This window comes from Treponema sp. SP13, from assembly GCF_050938355.1.
Classification (GTDB): domain Bacteria; phylum Spirochaetota; class Spirochaetia; order Treponematales; family Treponemataceae; genus Treponema_D; species Treponema_D socranskii.
Map to the genome: position 1 here is coordinate 296,683 of NZ_JADOVM010000005.1, position 19,109 is coordinate 315,791.

General features: G+C 48.0%; 22 protein-coding genes. 16 read left to right on the forward strand and 6 right to left on the reverse strand.

Going from position 1 to position 19,109, the window contains the following annotated elements:
• Positions 1 to 77 precede the first annotated feature (77 nt).
• Positions 78 to 1,985, forward strand: coding sequence for a TRAP transporter permease (locus IZU26_RS10820; RefSeq protein ID WP_038080520.1), 1,908 nt, complete (start codon positions 78 to 80; stop codon positions 1,983 to 1,985).
• Positions 1,986 to 2,000: 15 nt separating this feature from the next.
• Here IZU26_RS10820 and pheT read toward each other — a convergent pair whose 3' ends face one another.
• The gene (gene pheT / locus IZU26_RS10825) at positions 2,001 to 3,746 is read right to left on the reverse strand and encodes a phenylalanine--tRNA ligase subunit beta (RefSeq protein ID WP_433278991.1); all 1,746 of its coding nucleotides are present in this window, start codon (positions 3,744 to 3,746) and stop codon (positions 2,001 to 2,003) included.
• A 160-nt stretch (positions 3,747 to 3,906) separates the two neighbouring features.
• Here pheT and rpmH point away from each other — a divergent pair, with 160 nt between their 5' ends.
• The 8 genes from rpmH to IZU26_RS10865 all read left to right on the forward strand — a co-directional run bounded on the left by rpmH (position 3,907) and on the right by IZU26_RS10865 (position 9,145).
• The gene (gene rpmH / locus IZU26_RS10830) at positions 3,907 to 4,062 is read left to right on the forward strand and encodes a 50S ribosomal protein L34 (RefSeq protein ID WP_016521223.1); all 156 of its coding nucleotides are present in this window, start codon (positions 3,907 to 3,909) and stop codon (positions 4,060 to 4,062) included.
• Positions 4,063 to 4,084: 22 nt separating this feature from the next.
• On the forward strand, positions 4,085 to 4,447 hold the full coding sequence (gene rnpA, locus IZU26_RS10835; protein WP_021329722.1) for a ribonuclease P protein component: 363 nt from the start codon (positions 4,085 to 4,087) through the stop codon (positions 4,445 to 4,447).
• Positions 4,444 to 4,665, forward strand: coding sequence for a membrane protein insertion efficiency factor YidD (gene yidD / locus IZU26_RS10840; RefSeq protein ID WP_021329642.1), 222 nt, complete (start codon positions 4,444 to 4,446; stop codon positions 4,663 to 4,665). The genes rnpA and yidD overlap by 4 nt, the downstream gene beginning before the upstream one ends.
• 80 nt (positions 4,666 to 4,745) lie before the next feature.
• A complete protein-coding gene (yidC, locus tag IZU26_RS10845; protein WP_433278994.1) occupies positions 4,746 to 6,527 on the forward strand; it encodes a membrane protein insertase YidC in 1,782 nt (593 codons plus the stop codon).
• 91 nt (positions 6,528 to 6,618) lie between these two features.
• Complete coding sequence (gene jag / locus IZU26_RS10850; RefSeq protein WP_021495493.1) at positions 6,619 to 7,320, forward strand: RNA-binding cell elongation regulator Jag/EloR; 702 nt, start codon at positions 6,619 to 6,621, stop codon at positions 7,318 to 7,320.
• Between the two features lie 138 nt (positions 7,321 to 7,458).
• Positions 7,459 to 8,433, forward strand: coding sequence for a peptidylprolyl isomerase (locus IZU26_RS10855; protein WP_433278996.1), 975 nt, complete (start codon positions 7,459 to 7,461; stop codon positions 8,431 to 8,433).
• A 151-nt stretch (positions 8,434 to 8,584) separates the two neighbouring features.
• On the forward strand, positions 8,585 to 8,869 hold the full coding sequence (locus tag IZU26_RS10860; protein ID WP_433278997.1) for a toxin: 285 nt from the start codon (positions 8,585 to 8,587) through the stop codon (positions 8,867 to 8,869).
• On the forward strand, positions 8,870 to 9,145 hold the full coding sequence (locus tag IZU26_RS10865) for a hypothetical protein (protein ID WP_310822530.1): 276 nt from the start codon (positions 8,870 to 8,872) through the stop codon (positions 9,143 to 9,145).
• Positions 9,146 to 9,186: 41 nt separating this feature from the next.
• On the opposite strand, the gene argA is transcribed toward IZU26_RS10865, so the two are convergent.
• The gene (argA, locus tag IZU26_RS10870) at positions 9,187 to 10,509 is read right to left on the reverse strand and encodes an amino-acid N-acetyltransferase (protein ID WP_433278998.1); all 1,323 of its coding nucleotides are present in this window, start codon (positions 10,507 to 10,509) and stop codon (positions 9,187 to 9,189) included.
• A gap of 7 nt (positions 10,510 to 10,516) precedes the next feature.
• The gene (locus IZU26_RS10875) at positions 10,517 to 10,795 is read right to left on the reverse strand and encodes a hypothetical protein (RefSeq protein ID WP_433279000.1); all 279 of its coding nucleotides are present in this window, start codon (positions 10,793 to 10,795) and stop codon (positions 10,517 to 10,519) included.
• 106 nt (positions 10,796 to 10,901) lie between these two features.
• Here IZU26_RS10875 and IZU26_RS10880 point away from each other — a divergent pair, with 106 nt between their 5' ends.
• The 6 genes from IZU26_RS10880 (at position 10,902) to IZU26_RS10905 (ending at position 16,597) form a co-directional block, all read left to right on the forward strand.
• A complete protein-coding gene (locus IZU26_RS10880; protein WP_433279001.1) occupies positions 10,902 to 11,831 on the forward strand; it encodes a hypothetical protein in 930 nt (309 codons plus the stop codon).
• 188 nt (positions 11,832 to 12,019) lie between these two features.
• Entirely contained in the window at positions 12,020 to 12,727 is a 708-nt protein-coding gene (locus IZU26_RS10885) for a glycerophosphodiester phosphodiesterase (protein ID WP_433279002.1), read from the forward strand.
• Positions 12,728 to 12,752: 25 nt separating this feature from the next.
• Positions 12,753 to 13,775: a C4-dicarboxylate TRAP transporter substrate-binding protein gene (locus IZU26_RS10890; RefSeq protein ID WP_187385188.1), complete on the forward strand. Its 1,023-nt coding sequence runs from the start codon at positions 12,753 to 12,755 to the stop codon at positions 13,773 to 13,775.
• Positions 13,776 to 13,849: 74 nt separating this feature from the next.
• The gene (locus IZU26_RS10895) at positions 13,850 to 14,335 is read left to right on the forward strand and encodes a TRAP transporter small permease (protein ID WP_433279005.1); all 486 of its coding nucleotides are present in this window, start codon (positions 13,850 to 13,852) and stop codon (positions 14,333 to 14,335) included.
• 12 nt (positions 14,336 to 14,347) lie between these two features.
• Positions 14,348 to 15,634 carry a TRAP transporter large permease gene (locus tag IZU26_RS10900; RefSeq protein ID WP_021329693.1) on the forward strand — a complete coding sequence of 429 codons (1,287 nt, stop codon included), beginning with the start codon at positions 14,348 to 14,350 and terminating at the stop codon, positions 15,632 to 15,634.
• A gap of 129 nt (positions 15,635 to 15,763) precedes the next feature.
• Entirely contained in the window at positions 15,764 to 16,597 is an 834-nt protein-coding gene (locus IZU26_RS10905; RefSeq protein WP_433279006.1) for a hypothetical protein, read from the forward strand.
• 101 nt (positions 16,598 to 16,698) lie between these two features.
• Here IZU26_RS10905 and IZU26_RS10910 read toward each other — a convergent pair whose 3' ends face one another.
• From IZU26_RS10910 to IZU26_RS10920, 3 genes are all read right to left on the reverse strand, one after another.
• A complete protein-coding gene (locus tag IZU26_RS10910) occupies positions 16,699 to 17,472 on the reverse strand; it encodes a DeoR/GlpR family DNA-binding transcription regulator (protein ID WP_021329728.1) in 774 nt (257 codons plus the stop codon).
• 16 nt (positions 17,473 to 17,488) lie between these two features.
• Positions 17,489 to 17,983, reverse strand: coding sequence for a VOC family protein (locus IZU26_RS10915; RefSeq protein WP_021329625.1), 495 nt, complete (start codon positions 17,981 to 17,983; stop codon positions 17,489 to 17,491).
• A 243-nt stretch (positions 17,984 to 18,226) separates the two neighbouring features.
• The gene (locus tag IZU26_RS10920) at positions 18,227 to 18,775 is read right to left on the reverse strand and encodes an SIS domain-containing protein (protein WP_433279009.1); all 549 of its coding nucleotides are present in this window, start codon (positions 18,773 to 18,775) and stop codon (positions 18,227 to 18,229) included.
• A 139-nt stretch (positions 18,776 to 18,914) separates the two neighbouring features.
• On the opposite strand from IZU26_RS10920, the gene IZU26_RS10925 reads away from it, so the two are divergent.
• Positions 18,915 to 19,109: hypothetical protein (locus tag IZU26_RS10925; protein WP_433279011.1), on the forward strand; the 195-nt coding region annotated here is incomplete at its 3' end.

Below are 19,109 nucleotides of genomic sequence, written 5' to 3' on the forward strand. Positions count from 1 at the left end.
TCGTACGGTATTTTTATTATAGCAAAATGTCCCGAAGCGGAAGTTTTCGGACAGTCCCATAGTCTTTAAGGAAAATCATGAGAAAGCTAAATTTGTTTTGGATGCGCTTTGTCCGCATCGCATCTTTTGCCCTGATCGCATTTCAGCTGTTTACGACTGCCCGCGGCCCCTTTTCCGATATCATTCAAAGAAGCGTCCATCTTGCGTTTGTTCTGACGCTCTTGTTTATCATAAAACCCGCGACGAAAAAAGGAAAGGAAAACGAAAGCGGCACGGTTCCCTGGTACGACTGTATCTTCGCCGCCGTTTCATGCGCTTCCTGCATCTATTGTACGTTTATTGCCGACGCGATTCTGTACGACCCGCTGAAATGGGTAAGCGGTTTTGACATATTTGCTTCCGTCGCTCTCGTCGTATTGATCCTCGAAGCGAGCAGAAGAAGCGTCGGCTGGACGTTTCCGGTTCTCGGCGGTATCTTTCTCTGCTATGCATTTTTCGGCGAACTGTTCCCCGGTGTTTGGGGTCATCAGAATTTTTCGTTCAATTTGGTATTTCAAACGTTTTATCACAATACGCGCGGTATTTGGGGAACGATGCTCGGCTTATCGGCGACGATGCTTGCGATGTTCGGTATTTTCGGGGCGATTTTGTCGGAAACGGGCGGTGCGGAAACGTTTATTAAAATGGGACAGCGGCTTACCGGAAAATATACCGGCGGGCCGGGAAAAGTGGCAGTGTGTGCGAGTATGCTTTTCGGCATGATTTCCGGTTCTGCGATCGGCAACGTCGCTGCAACGGGTGTCTTTACGATCCCATCGATGAAAAAAGCGGGATACTCGAATGAATGGGCTGCAACGATGGAAGCCGTTGCGTCGACGGGTGGTCAGCTCATGCCGCCGATTATGGGCGCTGCAGCGTTTATTATGTCGCAGTTGATCGGCGTGCCGTATCTTGCCATCGCGAAAGCTGCCTTTGTTCCCGCGCTCATTTATTTTATAAGTTGCTTTATCGCCGTTCATTTAAACTCTGCGAAAAATAATATTAAGGGAACAACCGATAAACCCTACATCGCTCTGATCGATTATGCTGTAATCCTCGTACCCCTTGCAGTGTTTCTGTATTTCCTTGTTATCGGATATACCGTACTCATGGGAGCCTTTTATGCGACGGTCGGTGCGTTTGTGATGTATATTTTAAAATTCAGTCTCGCATCGAAAAATTTTAAAAGCACCGTCGTCCAAACGGGAAAACTTTGTTTAAATACGACGCTCAACGGGACGAAAAGCATTATCGATATGTGCGGTATTCTTGCCGGTTCTCAAATCACCGTTTCGCTTATCAATTTGACCGGCTTCGGCGTAAAGCTGTCCGATATCATCGTTTCGCTCGGGCAGAGTAATGTTTTTTTATGTCTTATCTGTTCCATGTTCGTGTGTATTATCCTCGGCATGGGTTTGCCGACGACGGCGGCTTATGTACTCGGTGCCGCGGTTTTGGCTCCGCCGCTTGTCGCACTCGGGCTTGAGCCGCTCGTCGTGCACTTGTTTATTTTTTATTATGCGTGTCTGTCCGCAATTACGCCGCCGGTATGCGTCGCCGTCTTTATGGCTGCCGGTCTTGCCAAAGCGAAATGGCTGCATGTGGGAGCTATCGCATGTATGATAGCCTTGCCGTCGTTTGTGATTCCGTTTACGTTTTGCTATAATCCCGCGTTGCTGCTGCAGGGAAATGCATTTGCCGTTTCCGTTGCGATTGTAACGGCGCTTTTGGGCGTCGGCTTGATGAGCATCTGTTTGACGGGATATATCGATAAACCGGTGCCGATGATATACCGCATCGTCTTTTTGATCGGCGGAATATTATTGCTCGTTCCGTATTATTTGGAAAGCGCCGTTGGTTTTATCCTTGCCGCCGCGGCGTTCGTCGTGTTTTCGATTTCTTCAAAAAAACGCGTACGCGCAAATATGCCGCAAGAAAATCGATAACGACGACGGTATGTTTTAGAGGCTTTCGAGTAACGCTTCCAAATCGATTTCGCCCGCAGCGCAGGGCACCGTAACGGCCCAGTTTTCGAGCACTTGCGGATTGACTTCGCCGAAAACACCGACTGCTTTGCCGCCTACGATAATGGATGCTTGACGGCCGACGATAAAGCGCGGATCGGAGCTTTCTTGTACTTCGTACGTGTGGTCGAGGAAATACAGGAGAGCGGCGACTTCGCTTGCTGCGTCGTTGAAGTTTGCATTTGCCGCCGCCGTCAAAAAGCCCAAGTGCGCTCGTGTGCGCGTGCCAGTATTTTCTTCGCCGCAGAGATAGGCGACTTTGCCGATTTCGAAAATCTTGTGCGGGAACTGCGCGTTTGCCGATTTGCTTTCCGCGCGGAGCAGCGAAGAGATTATCTCCGGTCTGATAAATTGATAATTTTCGCTCATCGGATTTGCGATTTCGATGACGCTCGATTCGTCGATGAGCATATTGTCGATGTAATCGCGGCGGCTTCCGACATAGTTGAAAATCATCTCCTGATAGCCGAGTCCGACCATAAGCGTTTTCGCTTTACGGCTGAACTGCGTTATCGGCAAAAGCCTGCCGATCGTAAAATCGCTCGGGCTTTCCGGTTCGAACGAATCGATATCGCGCCCGATCATGACGTCTTCGATCACATCGGCTTCGTGTAAAAAATCGTTGCGGTAGGGCGGCGGAAAGAGCGTAAACTCCGCATCGTCTTTTCCGTCGATCGTCAATTTTTTTACCGTCGTTTCATCGCCCATGCGGTAGAGCGCGGCGCACACTTCGTCCGCAGTAAACGACGAGCCGAGCATTTTGTTGATATGCGAAAGATAGGCTTTTGTCGGAACTTGAAAATAATACGGGCACACGACCGTTTTGCCGAATTTCGTTTCGTAAGGATAGTCGACGCGCATCGGAAGAATTTCGTAGCCGCTTTCAAAAAAATCGCACGCGACGATGTTCGCCGCGAGCATAAGGCTTTCCATATCGTCGCCGGTCAGTTCGACCATTAAGCCCGTGTCTCCGACTTGTACCGCACCGAGCGTCGCACTGTTGATGATCGGCGCCATCGACATGATTTCGCCTTTGTCGTCGACGAGCAGCGGAAATTTTTTAAAGTCTTTTAAAATCCAACCGTATTCTTTTCCTTTCGGATGTTCGCTCAGAATTTGACGGCACGTCATCGGCTCTGCACACTGCAGCGGCACAAAGGATGTCGCGTCCGGATCGACGGCTTTATAATGCACGGGAAAAGCGATGTCGGAGGCGCGGTACACGCCCATCGAAATCGTCTTCCGCTTGCGTCCGAAATTCCACGCGAGTTTTTCCTGCGTTTGGATGATGTCTTTCAGCATCGCCTCGTCGATCGCTTTTCCGGAAATAACGAAGGCGACGATATACGGGCGGATATGCTGCAGTTCGGCGTCCACGGTGACGATGCGGTTGTCCGGATCTTTTATCGCATCGGGAGCCGACATGAATTTTTGATAATCCGCGTGTTTTGCGCCGTCGTGCAGGGCGATCTGCCGCGCGACGCCGACCGTCGACCACAGATCGGGACGATTCGTGTCGTTGAGTTCGATTTTAATAACGCGCTCATCTTCAGGCTTGGACGCGTCGGGTTTTTCATCGAGTTCGGCTTTTGCGCACGGCAATTTTGTTTCAAGTGTATCGTAATCGTATTTTTTTCCGAGCAAAGCGAAAAAATTTTTTTCGTTGACTTCGATTTTTGGCATCTCTATCCTCGCAAGTATTGTAACTATTATAAAGCATCATATCGATTTATTCAATTCGCCTTGACCAAGTATAAAAAATAATGATATATTTGATTACTTATTTCGATATCTTATGACCTCGATAGCGATATCGCGGTTGATTATATAAGGAGCATGTTCTATGTTACGGACATATCAGCCCAGCAAAGTTAAACGCAACAGAAAATTCGGATTCAGAGCGCGCATGGCGACAAAGGGCGGCCGCAAAGTTCTCGCCCGCCGCCGCGCAAAAGGACGCAAAAAGCTGTCGGTCGCAGACGAAAAAAAGAAGTATTGATTTTTAGGGACGGAAGCTGCCGATGGAAGCCGCTTTGAGAAAGAAGAGCGGATTTAAACGTTCAGAACGTATAAAAAAATCCGCCGCTTTTAAAGCGCTTTTTAAAAACGGAAAGCGAACGGGTATTCCGGGCGCAAAGCTGTTTTATGCAAAAAACGGATTGCGCGTAAATCGCGTCGGATTTCCTCTGTCCCGCGGATACGGTAACGCGGTGCAGAGAAACTTGTCGAAAAGATACAGCCGTGAAGTCTATCGTTTATTAAAAGCACAGTTGAATGTCGGATACGATATGCTCTTTTTATTGTATCCCGGGCGGGATTCGTTCGACGCCCGATGTGCGCAATTTCGATTATTGTGTAAAAAAGCGGGATTGATTGCGGAATGAAACAATTCCTTACGAGAATTTTCTGTCTTTGTATCCGTGCCTATCAAATCTGTATTTCTCCGTTGTTTCCGTCGTGCTGCAGGTACACGCCGACGTGTTCGCAGTATGCGATCGAAGCGATTAAAAAATACGGGCCGAGCAAAGGGCTTTTTTTTGCAATAAAGAGAATCGTTCGCTGTCATCCGTTTCATGCCGGCGGATACGACCCCGTTCCGTGAAATAATAATTTTAAATGCCGTGCCGATGTGTGCACGCTTTTTTACTGTTTTAACAACGATGAAAGTGATGGAGATTTATTATGGATAAAAATACTGTTTGGGCGATCGCGTTGTCGACGGTCGTGATCGGTACCTTTATGGTTTTGCAGGCTACCGTATTTGCGCCGCAGCGACAAAACGTTTCGGCAAACACGGAAGGGCCGGCAGCAATTTCTACGGAGGCTCTTCCGAGAAATTCGCAAGACGCGGCGCCCGTGCTTATCGCTTCTTCCGATACCGAAGAAGCCGTTTCCGAGCAGAGTCTTACGATCGTAACGGATAAAATCAAAGCGGCCTTTACGAACAGGGGCGGCGATATCATCGGCTATGAATTGCTGAATCACGTCGATACCGATACGAACAAAGGCGTTGAAATGGCGGACAATATTTCCGCTTTTAACCGCGCGTGCGCCGTTTCATTCGGCGATGCGAACGGTGCGATGATAAACGATCTGTTCAGCGTCGAACAGCCGGATGCGAATACCGTACTTTTTACGAAGCGCTATAACGGCTATACGTTCGGCAAGCGCTATACGTTTATCCCCGGCGAATATATGTTCAAACTTGAAGTTTTAATGCACAGCGACGAGGGCACTGTTTCACTCAACACGAACAACGCCGCTTACACGATCCGCACGGCGCCGCAAGTCGGGCCGCACTATAACCCGCGCATGAACCGCTACGATTCGCGCATGTTTATCACGTTCGACGGCAACAAAAAAAAATACGTACAAGTCGGTACGAAACAGTTTAAACCGTATAAACGCGATTACGTATGGGCAGGCATCGCCGGAAAATATTTCGAAGAACTTTTCATTCCCGAAAAACCGGAGACGATGACGGGCGAAGCGTATTATTCTTCGCGCACGGAAGTCGGCGACTATGCGAACGCGCAAGCTTTTTTTACGCGCAAGCCTTTTTCCGGCACCGATATGGCCGATACGTATTACGTTTACTTCGGGCCGCGCAACGAAACCGATTTGCGTCTCTACAATACGGCGCAGGCGAACGGCTGGCAGCTTGAAAATGTAAAACTCGACGAATCGCTGCAGGGCTACGGCTGGCTCGGCTGGCTTGAAAAGATTCTCAAATGGGTTCTCGAAATGCTGTACAAAGTCGTTCACAACTGGGGCGTCGCGATCATCATCATGACGATTTTATTAAAACTTGCGATGTTCCCGCTGACAAGACAGCAATCGCTCGGCACGCTCAAAATGCAGGCGCTCCAGCCGAAGATAACGGAGCTGCAGACGAAGTACAAAGACAATCCTCAAAAATTACAGGCGGAAACGGCAAAACTTTACAAAGACAACGGCTACAATCCGATGAGCGGCTGCCTTCCGATGCTCTTCCAATTTTTAATAATTTTTGCGATGTACGATCTGTTTAACAATTATTTCGAATTCCGCGGTGCGTCGTTTATTCCCGGATGGATTCCCGATCTTTCGACCGGCGACAGCGTATATGCGTTCAAACGCGACATACCGTTTATCGGTTCGTTTTTGGGCAATTCCATCCGTATCCTGCCGATTATCTATCTCGCATCCCAGCTTTTGTACGGTAAAATCACGATGGTCGGCGGCACTGCGGCCGGAGCCGGTTCGAGTGCAGGACAGATGAAATTTATGATGTACGGTATGCCCCTCATTTTCTTTTTCTTGTTCTACAATGCGCCGTCCGGACTGCTTTTGTATTGGACGGTGAGCAATATCATCCAGATGGGGCAGCAGCTCATAATCAACAAATTCATGCGGCAAAAAAAAGCGGAAATCGCCGCGCAAGCCGGACAATTTAAAATTGTTAAAAAAGGCAAAAAACGCTAAGCCGTATTTTATTAATCGGCTGATCGGCGGCTTTCGAAAATTGTACTTTCGGAAGTTTTAACCGCCGTTCGGAAAAAGCAAGAGGTACGTTATGATATACGAGTATGAAGGAAAAACCGAAAAGGAAGCGATCGAAAAAGCCGCGAGCGAACTCGGTCTCGAACGCGATCAGTTCGACGTGGAGATCCTTGAAACGCAAAAAAATTCGCTGTTCAAAAAAGGCTATGTAAAGATCCGCGTCAATCCGGTCGATTCTCCCGATGCGTCGCACGCGGGGAACGACAACAGAATGTATGAAACGCCTGCGAGAATCGTCGCCGATCCGCTGCCGCAGGATGAGTTCGAAAAAAAGCTGCTTGAGTTCGTCGACACGATCATCGAAAAGATGGGCTACGACGTAAAAACGGAAATCGTATTTCGCGAAGCGAAGAAAATCGGCATAAAGATGAATTCTCAGAATTCGTCGATCCTTATCGGGCGGAAGGGAAAGAACCTCGATGCGCTCCAGCTTTTGGCAAATATCTACGCCGGCCGGCTCGGCCACGAAGACGTGCGCATCATCCTCGATTCGGAAAATTACCGCATCCGCCGCGAAGAATCGCTCGTGCGCCTTGCGTACACGACTGCGGACAAAGTGCATCAGACGCACAATTCGATTTTGCTCGAACCGATGAATCCGTTCGAACGCCGCCTCATTCACACGACGCTCAACGACATCCCCGATATCGACACGAAATCGGAAGGCGACGGTCTGTACAAGCAAGTGCGCGTTCTCTATAAGGGCGTTCGCTGACGTATCCCGCCGCGTGCGGTGCGATCGAAGCGATTTGAAATTTTATTAATTTTTGATAAGGTGAAAATGCCTATGCGTAAATTGTTATTATCGTTTGCAGTGTGCTGTGTTACGATCATGTACGGAGGATGCAATCCTATGGAAAAAAGCATAAAATCGATTCAAGGGAAAGACGGAGTATTCGCCGTCATGGAAACATCTCGCGGAAACATCGTGCTTGAGCTGTATTACAAAGATACGCCGCTTACCGTCGTGAATTTCGTCGGGCTTGCCGAAGGTACGCTCGATGCGGCGAAAGGCAAACCCTTTTACGACGGACTCACGTTTCACCGTGTCATCAGCAAGGGAAACGGCGATGATCAGGATTTTATGATTCAAGGCGGCGACCCGCGGGGCACCGGCACCGGCGGCCCGGGCTATTCGTTTGCCGATGAAATCGTCGACAAATACGCATTTACTTCAGGCGGCCTCCTCGCCATGGCGAATTCCGGAGCGAATACGAACGGCAGTCAATTTTTTATCACGATCGTTCCGACGCCGTGGCTCACCGGCAAGCACACGATTTTCGGCAAAGTGCTTGAAGGGCAGGACATCGTCAATAAGACAAAACAGGGCGATATTATCAAAAAAATTACGATTGTGCGGAACGGCGAAGACGCGAAAAAGTTTACCGCATCGCAAAGCGATTTTAATAAATTATCCGCCGATGCGCTGAAAGCGGCCGCCGCTCGAAAAGAAGCCGCGTTCGCCGATCAAATCAAAACGATTGAAAAGAATTTTGCGAATTTCGAAAAAAACGCCGACGGCATCTATTATAAAATAAAAAAAGCCGGCAGCGGCGAAAAAACGGGAAGGGGCAAAAAAGTTTCCGTCGATTACAAAGGCTACCTCATAGACGGCCGCGTGTTCGATTCGTCGGAAGGCAGGGCGCCGCTGTCCTTTACGACCGCCGCGGGACAGATGATTCCCGGTTTCGACGCGATGGTGCAGGATATGAAAAAAGGCGAAAGCCGCACGATCGTCATCCCGCCCGATTTGGCGTACGGCGAGCGCGGTTACCCCGGCGTCATTCCCGAAAATGCGTATATCGCATTCGATATTACGCTGCAGTAAAGGTAAATAAAATTTGTTAATTATTAAAACGCCGTGTTTTCAAACGCGGCGTTTTTTATTATTTTGTCAATTGTTATTTGTATAAGAGATTCTCTTTCGAACGTATTATGTCGCAGTTGTAAAAAGACGGTCGATATAATAATATAACAGTATGAAATTTGATTGGAGTATCGAAAAAAATACTCTCTTAAAAACTGAAAGGGCTATATCGTTTGAGCGAATTATTATTGCGATCGAAGAAGATAAGTTGTTGGATATTTTAGAGCATCCCAATAAGGAAAAATATCCGAATCAATTTTTGCTCATTGTGGAAATTTCAGAATATGTGTATGTTGTTCCGTGTGTCATTGAAAAAGATGTTTGTTTTTTAAAAACGATTTTTCCGAGCAGGAAATGTACCGCACAATATCTTTCACATAAGAAAAAGGAGAAGTAAATGAAATTTGAAAATGAACTATATCAATCCATAGAAAATGATGAATGGAAATCCGTTAAAAATTTTTCCGAAATGAAGAAGACACTTAAAGCGGCGGCGGAAAACCGCTCTATAAAAAACAGAAAAATTGATATAGCTATGACACAGCAAGATATTGAAGGATTAAAAACAAGAGCTTTAGAAGAAGGCGTATCGTATCAAGTTTTTGCCGCAAGTATTTTACATAAATACGTTACGGGAAATCTTGTGGAAGAAAATAAATTTAATTTATCGTAAAAAAACGAAACATTTTTCGATTGTTATTCGGCACTTGCCCTCTATTGCAGTTTCAGCCGGTACAGTTTCGAGCCTCGGGCGGGCGTCCATTTTTCTTTACGCTTTTCAGGCAGCGTTGCGATATCGTCCGGCACAAATCCCAAATTTTCAAACCAATCGGCCGCCTGTGTCGTGAGGATGAACACGCTTTCCGAGCGTTCCCGCTTTGCCTTTTTTAATAAAAATTCGATGAGCTTCGGTCCGACGCCGATATTCGCGTAGGATTCGTCCACGGCAACCGCTGCGATTTCCGCCTGATGCGCGTCGTAAAAATGCAGCGCGGCGCATGCGCGTATGCCGCCGTCGAGTTCGTAGACGATATAATCGTCCGCGTTTTCGAGCAGTTCGGCGTCGCTTCTCGGCAAAAGTTTTCCGGACGCGACGAAGGGGCGCATAAGCGAAAGAACTGCCGGAATGTCTTCGGTTTGCATAGCGCGTATGCCGCCGTAGTTTTCCGAATAGACCATCGTACCGCTTCCGAGTCCTGAAAAAATTTCGCAGGGCAGCACGCCGTCGAGCGCACCGTTTACGATATGAGTTCTTGCGACGCCCGATGCGCACGCGCTCTTTGCCAAGCGCAGGAGCGAAACGATTTTTCCGTTTTCCGAATTCGCGTTCGCTTCGATAAAAGAATCGAGTTCGCCGAGGTTGAGCGCGGGGATTTCGCCCGTTTCCGACACGGCGATTCCGGGCGGTACGGTAAAGTGCGATGCGTTTATATCGTCGCCGCTTGTGACGAAAAACAATTTATCGGCTTGCAGCTGTACGGCGACTTCTTTTGCGAGCGCCGGAGAAGAGATATTGTACGGCTTTCCCGTTCGGCTCCAGCCGATGCACGGAAAAATCGGAACGAAGCCGTCGGCAAGCACCGTGCGGATCGCGTCGGTTTCGAGCTTGTCGATTTCGCCCGCGTCCCCGTAATCTTTGCCGTCGAGCACGCCGATCGCGCGCGAGCGTACCCAGTTTCCGATCACGGCGGAAATGCGGTTCGCGGCGAGAGAAGTCATCACCGTATTCGAAACGTCGAACGCCGCCATTTTTATGAGAGGCATCGCTTCATGCGTCGTAACGCGCACGCCGTTTTGCATCGTCCATGAAATATGCGATACCGACAACACTTCGTCGATGCGCTCGCGCGAGCCCGGCACGATGAGTACGTGCAGTCCCGCTTTTTTGATAAGCGCTATGTCGCGGATGTGGCTTGAAAAAAGCGGCGAGTCGATGTCGTCGAGATAGATGACGACGACGGCGTTTTTAAATCGGTCGACGTACCGTATGACGTCGCGGATGCGCTGTGCTTTTTCGATTCGTATATTGTCCGCCATAAGGCTATTATAGCGTGCGGACGCGGCCGGTGGCAATGTCGAAAAGCGGATGGCGGCAGTACCGGCGATCTGTTTTAAATTTAATAATTCGGGCGTTGCGGCGGGCAAGCCCGCCGCCGCTCTGTACGGGACTCCGCTTTCGCTTCGGTACAAACGTGCGGAAATTGCCGCACGTTTGCGTACAGACGACGCGGTTTTGAAAAACCGCGTCGTCTCCCCTCCCGCCGCTAACGCGAAAATATTTTGAAACCGTCAAAAATCCGCTCGGCTTTTCAACGGCGCTCATTTGTATTTCGCTCCGCTATTCAGTAAACGCGCGTTATCGGCTATACTCGCCTCATGACGATTTTTGCACTGTATCCCGTATATTTCGAAAGCCGCGGAGCGCGGTGATGCTTCGATCGCAATTTAAAGCCTTTGTCGAATTCCGTGACGAATTCCGCTCTCGCGTTGCCGAGTGGTCGAAGTACGCTTCAGCGCTCGAAGCGCTGCAAAAAACCGCCGCGCAAAAGGATACGCCGGATTATCCTATTGAAACGACGGTCGTGTACAACCGCGCACTCGACGACGTTTCTGCTCAAGATGAAATTAAATTGATCGTCATCGGCGACAATCCGGGTAAAGACGAACAGCTTTCGATTAACAATCGCTACCTCGTCGGACAGAGCGGGAAAATCGCCGACGGTTTTTTTCGCCGCAATCCCGAACTGCAAACCGATTTCAGAAAAAACGTCGTCATCCTGAATAAAACGCCGGTGCATACCGCAAAGACGCACCATCTGCGCTCTCTGCAAAAAGCAAATCCTGAAATCGCAAAGCTCATCGAAATAAGTCAGCTGTGGATGGCCGAACATACGGTAAAGCTTCATCGCGCACTTTGGAAAAACGGTGCAAGCGGAAAACGGGGAACAAGCGGCGGCTTCGTCCCGACCGGCGTAAATGATGGAGAGCGCGGTCTGCTCGATACGGTCGGCACAAAAATCGGCGAATGTTTTAATCCTCCTCAGCTGTGGCTTGTAGGTTATGCGGAGTTGAAAGAGAAGGGTATATTTGTGCCGTACCGCGACGCACTGAAAGCCGCCTATGCCGGAAGCGATGCGTGGAAAAGCGTTTTCGTCTATCAGCATTTTTCGATGAACCGCTTTCTCATCGATTTGAAAGCCTATCAAAAAAATTGCGCGGCAGACGGAGGAGGTGAAGCCGTGTGCGGAGGAGATAAAACCGCGTACAACGGCACGATGAACGGCGGTGAAAACGTATCTCTTGCGCGCGATCTCGAAAAGCTCGGCGAATACCACAGAAAAGAAATTTTCGGCGAATGAGTATCGAATCGAAAATAAAGTCTGTTAAAATTTGTTAATTTTATTTTTTATTAATATCAAAATATTTCAACCCGTTTTTATATCATAACTTTATGTAAAAACGGCAAAATAAAAAACTTGACAGCTGAAAAATCTGCCTCTATAATTTACTTATACTTATTAAGTTTTCAAGCTTTTCGGATCTGCAGATGGAATTGATTGCGCACAGAGGCGTCCCCGATCTTCGCCCGGAAAACACAGCGAGCTCTTTTATTTTGGCAGTGGAATCCGGTGCCGACCAAATCGAATGCGATATACAGCGGACAAAAGACGGAGAATACGTCATTTTCCACGATTTTACCGTAGACCGCACGACTGACGGTACGGGCAAAGTGCGGGATAAAACACTTAAAGAACTGAAAGCGCTGTCCGCTCACAATAACATGGAGCGCTATCTCGGAGAGCGGATTTTAACTTTGGACGAATTTTTACACCTTGTGCCAAAAAATCTGATGCTGAATTTGGAGGTAAAACGCGACGTCAAAGAAGAAGAGCCGTGGGAGACGGATTTGCTGCGTTTCGTGCTTGAAAGGCGAAGTACGGATGCGTTTATTTTAGCTTCATTAAATCATATTGTTTTGGAACATATCGCAAAAGAAAATCGCGGCGTAAAGCTCGGTCTCGCATTGGACGGCGAATTGCTGGAATTAAAAACCTATTTGAAAAATCTTCCGTTCCGTATTTACAGTTATCATCCGGCGGCGGAATATGTAAATAAAAGCGGTGTGGAATTTTTACATTCTTTGGGCATAAAGGTATATCCGTGGATTATCGACGACAAGGATACCTTTTTCGATATGTCGGAATGCAAAGTCGACGGCGTTATAACCAACAGGCTTTGTTTTTTGAAAGATTAATTACCAATCGCAAGAGGAGTGAAAGATGAAACAAAGGATCAAACGAACGGCATGGTTTTCGACGTTGATTGCAGTATTGTTTTTAGCGTTCGGATGCAGCAAAAAAAATGCGGGCGGACAGGGAGCGGCAAAGCACGTATTTAAGCTCAGCAACGTATTTACGAACGAACAGCCTTTGAACGTTACGTTGCGCGAAGTTGCCGACAATATCAACAAAAGAACGAACGGTGCGATCGAAATTCAGATTTATCCGAACGGTGAAATCGCGACGTATAAAGACGGCATCGAGCAAGTGCGCGCGGGGGCCTATTTTATTTCCAACGAAGATCCGAGCTATATGGCGGACTATGTACCGGATTACAACGCGCTTGTCGGGCCGATGCTCTACAACAACATGGAAGAGTATACGGCGATGTGCCACAGCGACTTTGCAAACGATTTAAATAAAAAAGCCGAAGAAAACGGGATGAAAGTGCTGGCATTGGATTACGGGTTCGGTTTCCGCCATATCTGCGCGAACAAACCCGTGCGCAATCCGAAAGAATTGAGCGGTATGAAGCTGCGCGTGCCGAAATCGAATTTATGGATCGAAACGCTGAGCGCGATGGGTGCGAACCCCATACCGATGGCGTGGTCGGAAGTATATTCTGCCGTACAGCAGAGCGTCGTCGTCGGACTTGAAACCTCCATCAGCGATATCGCGGACAATCAGATGGGCGCCATTATCAAAGATATTTCGTTGACCGGGCACTTTTGCGGAACGACATGCTGCGTCATGTCGAAGAAAATTTGGGACAGTCTTACGCCGGAACAACAAAAAATCATGGAAGAGGAATTCCTTGAAGGTGCAAAACGGAACAACGAACGCGTAGCCTTGCAGGAAATCAAAGACAGAGAAAATCTCGGAAAAGAAGGAGTAAAGTTCCACGAAGTCGAAAAAGACGAGTTCCGTATATTGACAAAAAAAGTGTTTGAAAACAATAAAAATCTTACGCCCGGCGTATACGATACGATTCAAGCCGAGTTGGCAAAAATTCGCAATAAGTAAAAATTAATAATACGGGTCAAGGCGGATCGGTTCGGCGGTATTTCGTCTTTACCCGTATTAATAAGGAAATGAACATGAACAGAAAATCCGTGCTCGGTAATTTGGATTATATTATCGCAGCCGTTGCGCTTTTCGGCATCGTTTTCTTCGTTATCATCAACGTCTTCTGCCGATATATTTTGGGTTTTATTTTTAATTGGATGGAAGAGCTTGCGACGATTATGTTCGTGTGGTGTACCTATATGGGCATCGCAGCCGCATATAGAACGCACGATCACGTAGGCATAAACATAATCGTAAATCTGCTGCCGGCAAAATTGCAGTTTGTCATCGAATTTTTAATCGACCTTTTCGTATTGGCGCTCGATAGTATTATTTTCATACTCAGCATCAGACTCTGTATCAGTTCATGGGGTAAAATAACTCCGATAATCGGATTGTCGTACACTTTTGTCAACGCGTCGATCACTATCGGATTTTTGCTTTTGATCGTTTATACGGCGCTGCGCTTATTCGAAAAAATAAAACGGATAAAGCACGCGTTTTTTTCAAAAAAATAGGCAGGAAAAAATATGAATTTAATACCGCTGTTGATCGTGTTTATTTTATTTATGCTCAATGTACCGATCGGTTTTGCACTTATCGGCGGATCCATGACCTATTTTTTATTTATGTCGAACAATATGCCGCCGCAATTCGTATTGCAGAATTTCATATCGGGAATCGAATCTTTTCCGCTGCTTGCCATACCGTTTTTTATCTTTGCGGGCGTGATTATGAATTATTCGGGCATCAGCAAGCGCTTGATGCATTTCGCCGATCTCTTGGTCGGACATCTTCCCGGCGGACTCGGACAGGTAAACGTCGTATTGTCCGCGCTGATGGGCGGAATCTCGGGCTCCGCAAACGCCGACGCCGCCATGCAGTGCAAAATTTTGGTTCCCGAAATGGAAAAGCGCGGTTTTCCGATGCCCTTTTCCGCTTCGATTACCGCGACCAGTTCCATCATACCGACGATTATTCCGCCGGGCATTATGCTTATTTTGTATTCGATGGTTGCCCGCGTCAGCGTGGGTAAAATTTTTATGGCGGGATATCTTCCCGGTTTGGTTATCACCGCCTGTCTCATGCTCTCCGTCCATATCGAATCGATAAAACACAATTACGGACGGACGCGGGAAAAGATGGCGAGCGGCAAAGAAATCGTGCGGGGCGCGGGAGCTGCCGTTCTTGCCCTCATTTTACCCTTGGTCATCATCATGGGATTGCGGCAGGGCGTTTTTACTCCGACGGAAGGAGGCGCCATCGCATGTTTTTACTGCACGCTCGTAGGGATGCTGGCTTATCGCGAACTGCACATCAAAGACTTTATTCCGATTTTACGGGAAACCGTCAATTCCACCGCGCAGGTGATGTTTATCATCGTCGGTGCGAATCTCTTTGGAATGTATTTAAGTTATGAGCGCATTCCGCACATGATCGCGCAGGCGGTGTTGAGTATTTCCGCCAACAAATACGTATTTTTGATACTCATCAATATCTTTTTATTCATCGTCGGAATGTTTGTCGAAGGCGGCCCCGCTATCATCATCATTGCACCGCTTTTGGTTCCGATATTGAATACGCTCAAAATCGATCTCGTTCACTTCGGCATCGTCATGACGTTGAACATGGCGATCGGAGGATTGACGCCGCCCTTCGGTTCGATGATTTTCGTCGTATCGTCGCTGCTCAAAGTGTCGATATGGGATTTTTTGAAAGCGAATACGCCCTTTCTTTTGGCAAGCATCGCCGCACTTTTAATCATCACGTATATACCCGCCATATCGCTGTGGCTGCCGACGCTCTTGGGTATGTAGTTGTGCGTGTACTCTGCCCGGCATTCGGAACGCCGTGCTCATTTTGACAAAGGCCGCCGATTACGTGTATAATAAGTTCGCGTTAATAAAACGCGATCTTAACGATTTGATGATTATTACGGGGGTTGTATGAAAAAGATGTTCGCCGCACTGGCTGCAGCTGTCATGTGCGTTTCTGCGTTTGCGTTCGATGTCACGGAATATCTTCCGCTCAAAGGTACGGTAAAAAATTATACGCGTACCGATTACGGTATTACGTCGAAATTCGGCGAATATTTCCGTACGCCGGAGATGAAAATCGTCCGTGTATTCGACAGAGCGGGACGGGAAATCGAATCGTCTGAGATGACGGGACGCGGAACCCTCGTCAATAAAATCAAAAACACGTACGACGTGTCGGGAAAACTTACTGCGCAGGACGGCTATAATGCGGACAATGCGCTCATTTGGAAAAGTGCCGTCACGTATGGTGCGGCGGGAAATAAAGTCGACGAATCCGAATACGGAAAAGACGGCGGTTTAAAAAATAAAACGATGTACACGTATACCGGCAGCCTCCTCACCGATGAATCGTACTACGGCGCAGGCGGCGAGCTCGTGTGGAAAATCGTATATGCGTACGACGATGCAGGCAGGCTTTCGGTCGAAAATCATTATTATGCGGACGGTTCGCTCGACGAAGAGATCGACTACGCGTATACGGACGGCGGCAAAATCGACGCGATTACGTTTATCGACGGGACGGGCGCGGTACAAAAGCACAGTTACTTCCGTTACGGCAGCGACGGCGTGCTCAACGAAATCACGACGAGCGACGCCGAAGGAAAAACGATCGCCCGTGAAATTTACAAATACGACACCGCCGGCAATATCGCGCGGATTTCATCGTACGCGGTCGCAAAAAAATTCGGCACGACGGTTACCGAACTCGTCGGTATGTCGGAACTGACGTACGAGTATTGACGATAAAGCGCCGCATCCGTAAACGGAGCGAAAAGCTGTACGGCAAGCTGCGATATTTTAAAAGCGGGCGCGAACTTCGTTTCCGTCCGCGACGCCGCGGATTACACGACGATCAGCCGTACATTGTTTTCGGCGAGCTGTTCGGCGTATTCTCGGGGAATTCCCGAATCGGTGATGACCGTCGTAAAATCGCTTATCTTTGCGAACGAACATGTGCTCACCAAACCGAATTTCGACGAATCGATGAGGAGCACTTTTTCTTTGCTCGATTTGATGATCGCGTGCTTGAGCGGTGCGTCTTCGACGTATGCGCATGTCGGCCCCATTTCAAGTTCGTAGCCCGTCGCTCCGATAAAGGCGATGTTTGCGCGGTAGCGCTGTATCGCTTTGATCGATTCTTGGTCGTAAAAGACTTTCGGTTTATGCGAAAAGACGCCGCCCGGGGTAATGACGGTGCTGTTCGGCAATTTCGTCAAAATGCTGAGCGCGTTAAAGCTCGACGATATCGCGGTACACGAAAAATCGTTCGGCAGCTGTTCCGCTAAAAGTTGTACGGTTGATCCCGAATCGAAAAAGACGACGTCGTTTTGCCGGATAAGCGTGGCGGCTTTTTGCGCGATGAGCAGTTTGAGCGCTTTATTTTTTTGCTGCTCTTCATCCGCAATGTATGACGTATCGTTTTGTTCCGCACCGGAAACCGGTACGACGCCGCCGTACACTTGCGAAACGAGATTGTTTTTGCCGAGCAGCTGCATATCTCTGCGGATCGTCATCTCCGATACGTGTAAAAATTGCGAGAGTTGCTTAATCGTTAAAAATTGTGAATTTTTTATTAATTTTGCTTCTTGTATTTGCCGTTCATTCAATAGTTTCATAACTTGCCGGTTGCTGTCACGGAAATACGGCTTCCGGCTCGTGTCTGCGAAGCGGCCGCTGTATCAGTTCATAGGTTATGCCGTATACCTCTTCCGTATCAAGATACGCAAAATGGCCGTCGCCGTCAAGCCCGAAACCGCCGCCTTCCATAACGACGGAAAAACCCGCTTTTCGTGCGGCTGTGAGTTCTTTTTGTATGTCGGCGACATAGATTCCCAAATGCTGAACGCCGTAGCCGTGTTTTTCGATAAAGTCGGTGTAAATCGTTTTTCCTTCAAGATTTTGTATAAGTTCGATCCTCGTTTTACCGAAATAACTGAGCGCAAGCCGCGCCTTAAAACGAGTCGGTTTTCCGTGATAATTCATAAACGACAACAGCGGCGCGCCGTACGTGTAGAACTTCCAGTCGCCGATCCCGAATTTTTCATAGTACGCTTTTACTGCAGCTTCGGCATCCGGTACAACGTAACCGATTTGCCCGATCGATAGGTCTAAAAACGATGCTTTCATAATGTCTCCCATAAAAACTTTTGCAGAAAGTTAGAGCCTCCGGCTCGTTCTGCAAAGAATCGATTCTACGTGTCCGCTTTCGCGGACTTCGAATCAACTTTCGAAAAAGTTTTTAGCCGTGCGCAAACGCGCACACGTTTAATAATCGAGTTTGCAACGCAAACTCGAGATAAAAAGCGACGGCGATATTTCAGACGGCGCTTTTTATCGTACTCCTGTTGTGATGTTGCGAAACGACAGCCGCTATTCGACATTCGTATGCCTCTTGATGATTTGTTCGACCGGAATATCGCCGCTCATCTTTTCGATTATTGCCTCTCCGATGATAAAGACGACCTGCTCAAACAGCGTCCGCATCAGCTGCCGACTGCAGCCGCCCGTTCCGTCGAGCGTATATGCGGTCGGAATGCGTAAAACGGTGTCTGCGACATTTTGCGGGATCGGATTCGGTGCTGCGGTGAATAAAAAAATATCGACGCCGACTTTTTTTAATCGTTCCAGCACGGCAATGATAGAGGTTGTTTCCCCGGAACCGGATGCCGCGACGACGAGATCGCCTTTTTCAGCCGGCGGACAGGGGATATTTCCTGCGACAAAAGCATTGTATCCCAAGTGATTCAAACGCATGCAAAACGCTTCCAGCATGATTTTCGACCGCCCTGCACCTATGACAAACACATTTTTTGCCGATCGTATCTTTTGAATGAGAATTTCCACTTGAGCGCCGTCGATTTGTGCGAACGTATCGGATATTTCGCCTATAATCGACATGCCGCATTGTTGTATCGTCATCGCGGAAGCCCCTTGCGGTGATAAAATAATAACATAATTATCACATATAATGATATTTATGTCAATAAAAAAATATTTTTTGGTAATATTTAAACTTTTTGCTTGACAAATCGCTATTTGCATGTTTGAATGTTAACATATGATTGAAAGGATACATGACACGGTAAATATTTTCCTTGACACCCGAAGTAATCCGTGTGATAATTTGTATAACGCTTATATAAAAAAGGGTTACGATATATTGACACAGATTATACCGCGTTATAAAATTCGCAACCGCGCAACCGCGCAACCGCGCAACCGCGCAACCGCGCAACCGCGCAACCGCGCAACC

Coding starts and splice junctions, on each gene's coding strand:
- IZU26_RS10820 (WP_038080520.1), top strand. CDS start 78: ATGAGAAAGCTAAATTTGTTTTGGATGCGCTTTGTCCGCATCGCATCT.
- pheT (WP_433278991.1), bottom strand. CDS start 3,746: ATGCCAAAAATCGAAGTCAACGAAAAAAATTTTTTCGCTTTGCTCGGA.
- rpmH (WP_016521223.1), top strand. CDS start 3,907: ATGTTACGGACATATCAGCCCAGCAAAGTTAAACGCAACAGAAAATTC.
- rnpA (WP_021329722.1), top strand. CDS start 4,085: ATGGAAGCCGCTTTGAGAAAGAAGAGCGGATTTAAACGTTCAGAACGT.
- yidD (WP_021329642.1), top strand. CDS start 4,444: ATGAAACAATTCCTTACGAGAATTTTCTGTCTTTGTATCCGTGCCTAT.
- yidC (WP_433278994.1), top strand. CDS start 4,746: ATGGATAAAAATACTGTTTGGGCGATCGCGTTGTCGACGGTCGTGATC.
- jag (WP_021495493.1), top strand. CDS start 6,619: ATGATATACGAGTATGAAGGAAAAACCGAAAAGGAAGCGATCGAAAAA.
- IZU26_RS10855 (WP_433278996.1), top strand. CDS start 7,459: ATGGAAAAAAGCATAAAATCGATTCAAGGGAAAGACGGAGTATTCGCC.
- IZU26_RS10860 (WP_433278997.1), top strand. CDS start 8,585: ATGAAATTTGATTGGAGTATCGAAAAAAATACTCTCTTAAAAACTGAA.
- IZU26_RS10865 (WP_310822530.1), top strand. CDS start 8,870: ATGAAATTTGAAAATGAACTATATCAATCCATAGAAAATGATGAATGG.
- argA (WP_433278998.1), bottom strand. CDS start 10,509: ATGGCGGACAATATACGAATCGAAAAAGCACAGCGCATCCGCGACGTC.
- IZU26_RS10875 (WP_433279000.1), bottom strand. CDS start 10,795: ATGAGCGCCGTTGAAAAGCCGAGCGGATTTTTGACGGTTTCAAAATAT.
- IZU26_RS10880 (WP_433279001.1), top strand. CDS start 10,902: ATGCTTCGATCGCAATTTAAAGCCTTTGTCGAATTCCGTGACGAATTC.
- IZU26_RS10885 (WP_433279002.1), top strand. CDS start 12,020: ATGGAATTGATTGCGCACAGAGGCGTCCCCGATCTTCGCCCGGAAAAC.
- IZU26_RS10890 (WP_187385188.1), top strand. CDS start 12,753: ATGAAACAAAGGATCAAACGAACGGCATGGTTTTCGACGTTGATTGCA.
- IZU26_RS10895 (WP_433279005.1), top strand. CDS start 13,850: ATGAACAGAAAATCCGTGCTCGGTAATTTGGATTATATTATCGCAGCC.
- IZU26_RS10900 (WP_021329693.1), top strand. CDS start 14,348: ATGAATTTAATACCGCTGTTGATCGTGTTTATTTTATTTATGCTCAAT.
- IZU26_RS10905 (WP_433279006.1), top strand. CDS start 15,764: ATGAAAAAGATGTTCGCCGCACTGGCTGCAGCTGTCATGTGCGTTTCT.
- IZU26_RS10910 (WP_021329728.1), bottom strand. CDS start 17,472: ATGAAACTATTGAATGAACGGCAAATACAAGAAGCAAAATTAATAAAA.
- IZU26_RS10915 (WP_021329625.1), bottom strand. CDS start 17,983: ATGAAAGCATCGTTTTTAGACCTATCGATCGGGCAAATCGGTTACGTT.
- IZU26_RS10920 (WP_433279009.1), bottom strand. CDS start 18,775: ATGACGATACAACAATGCGGCATGTCGATTATAGGCGAAATATCCGAT.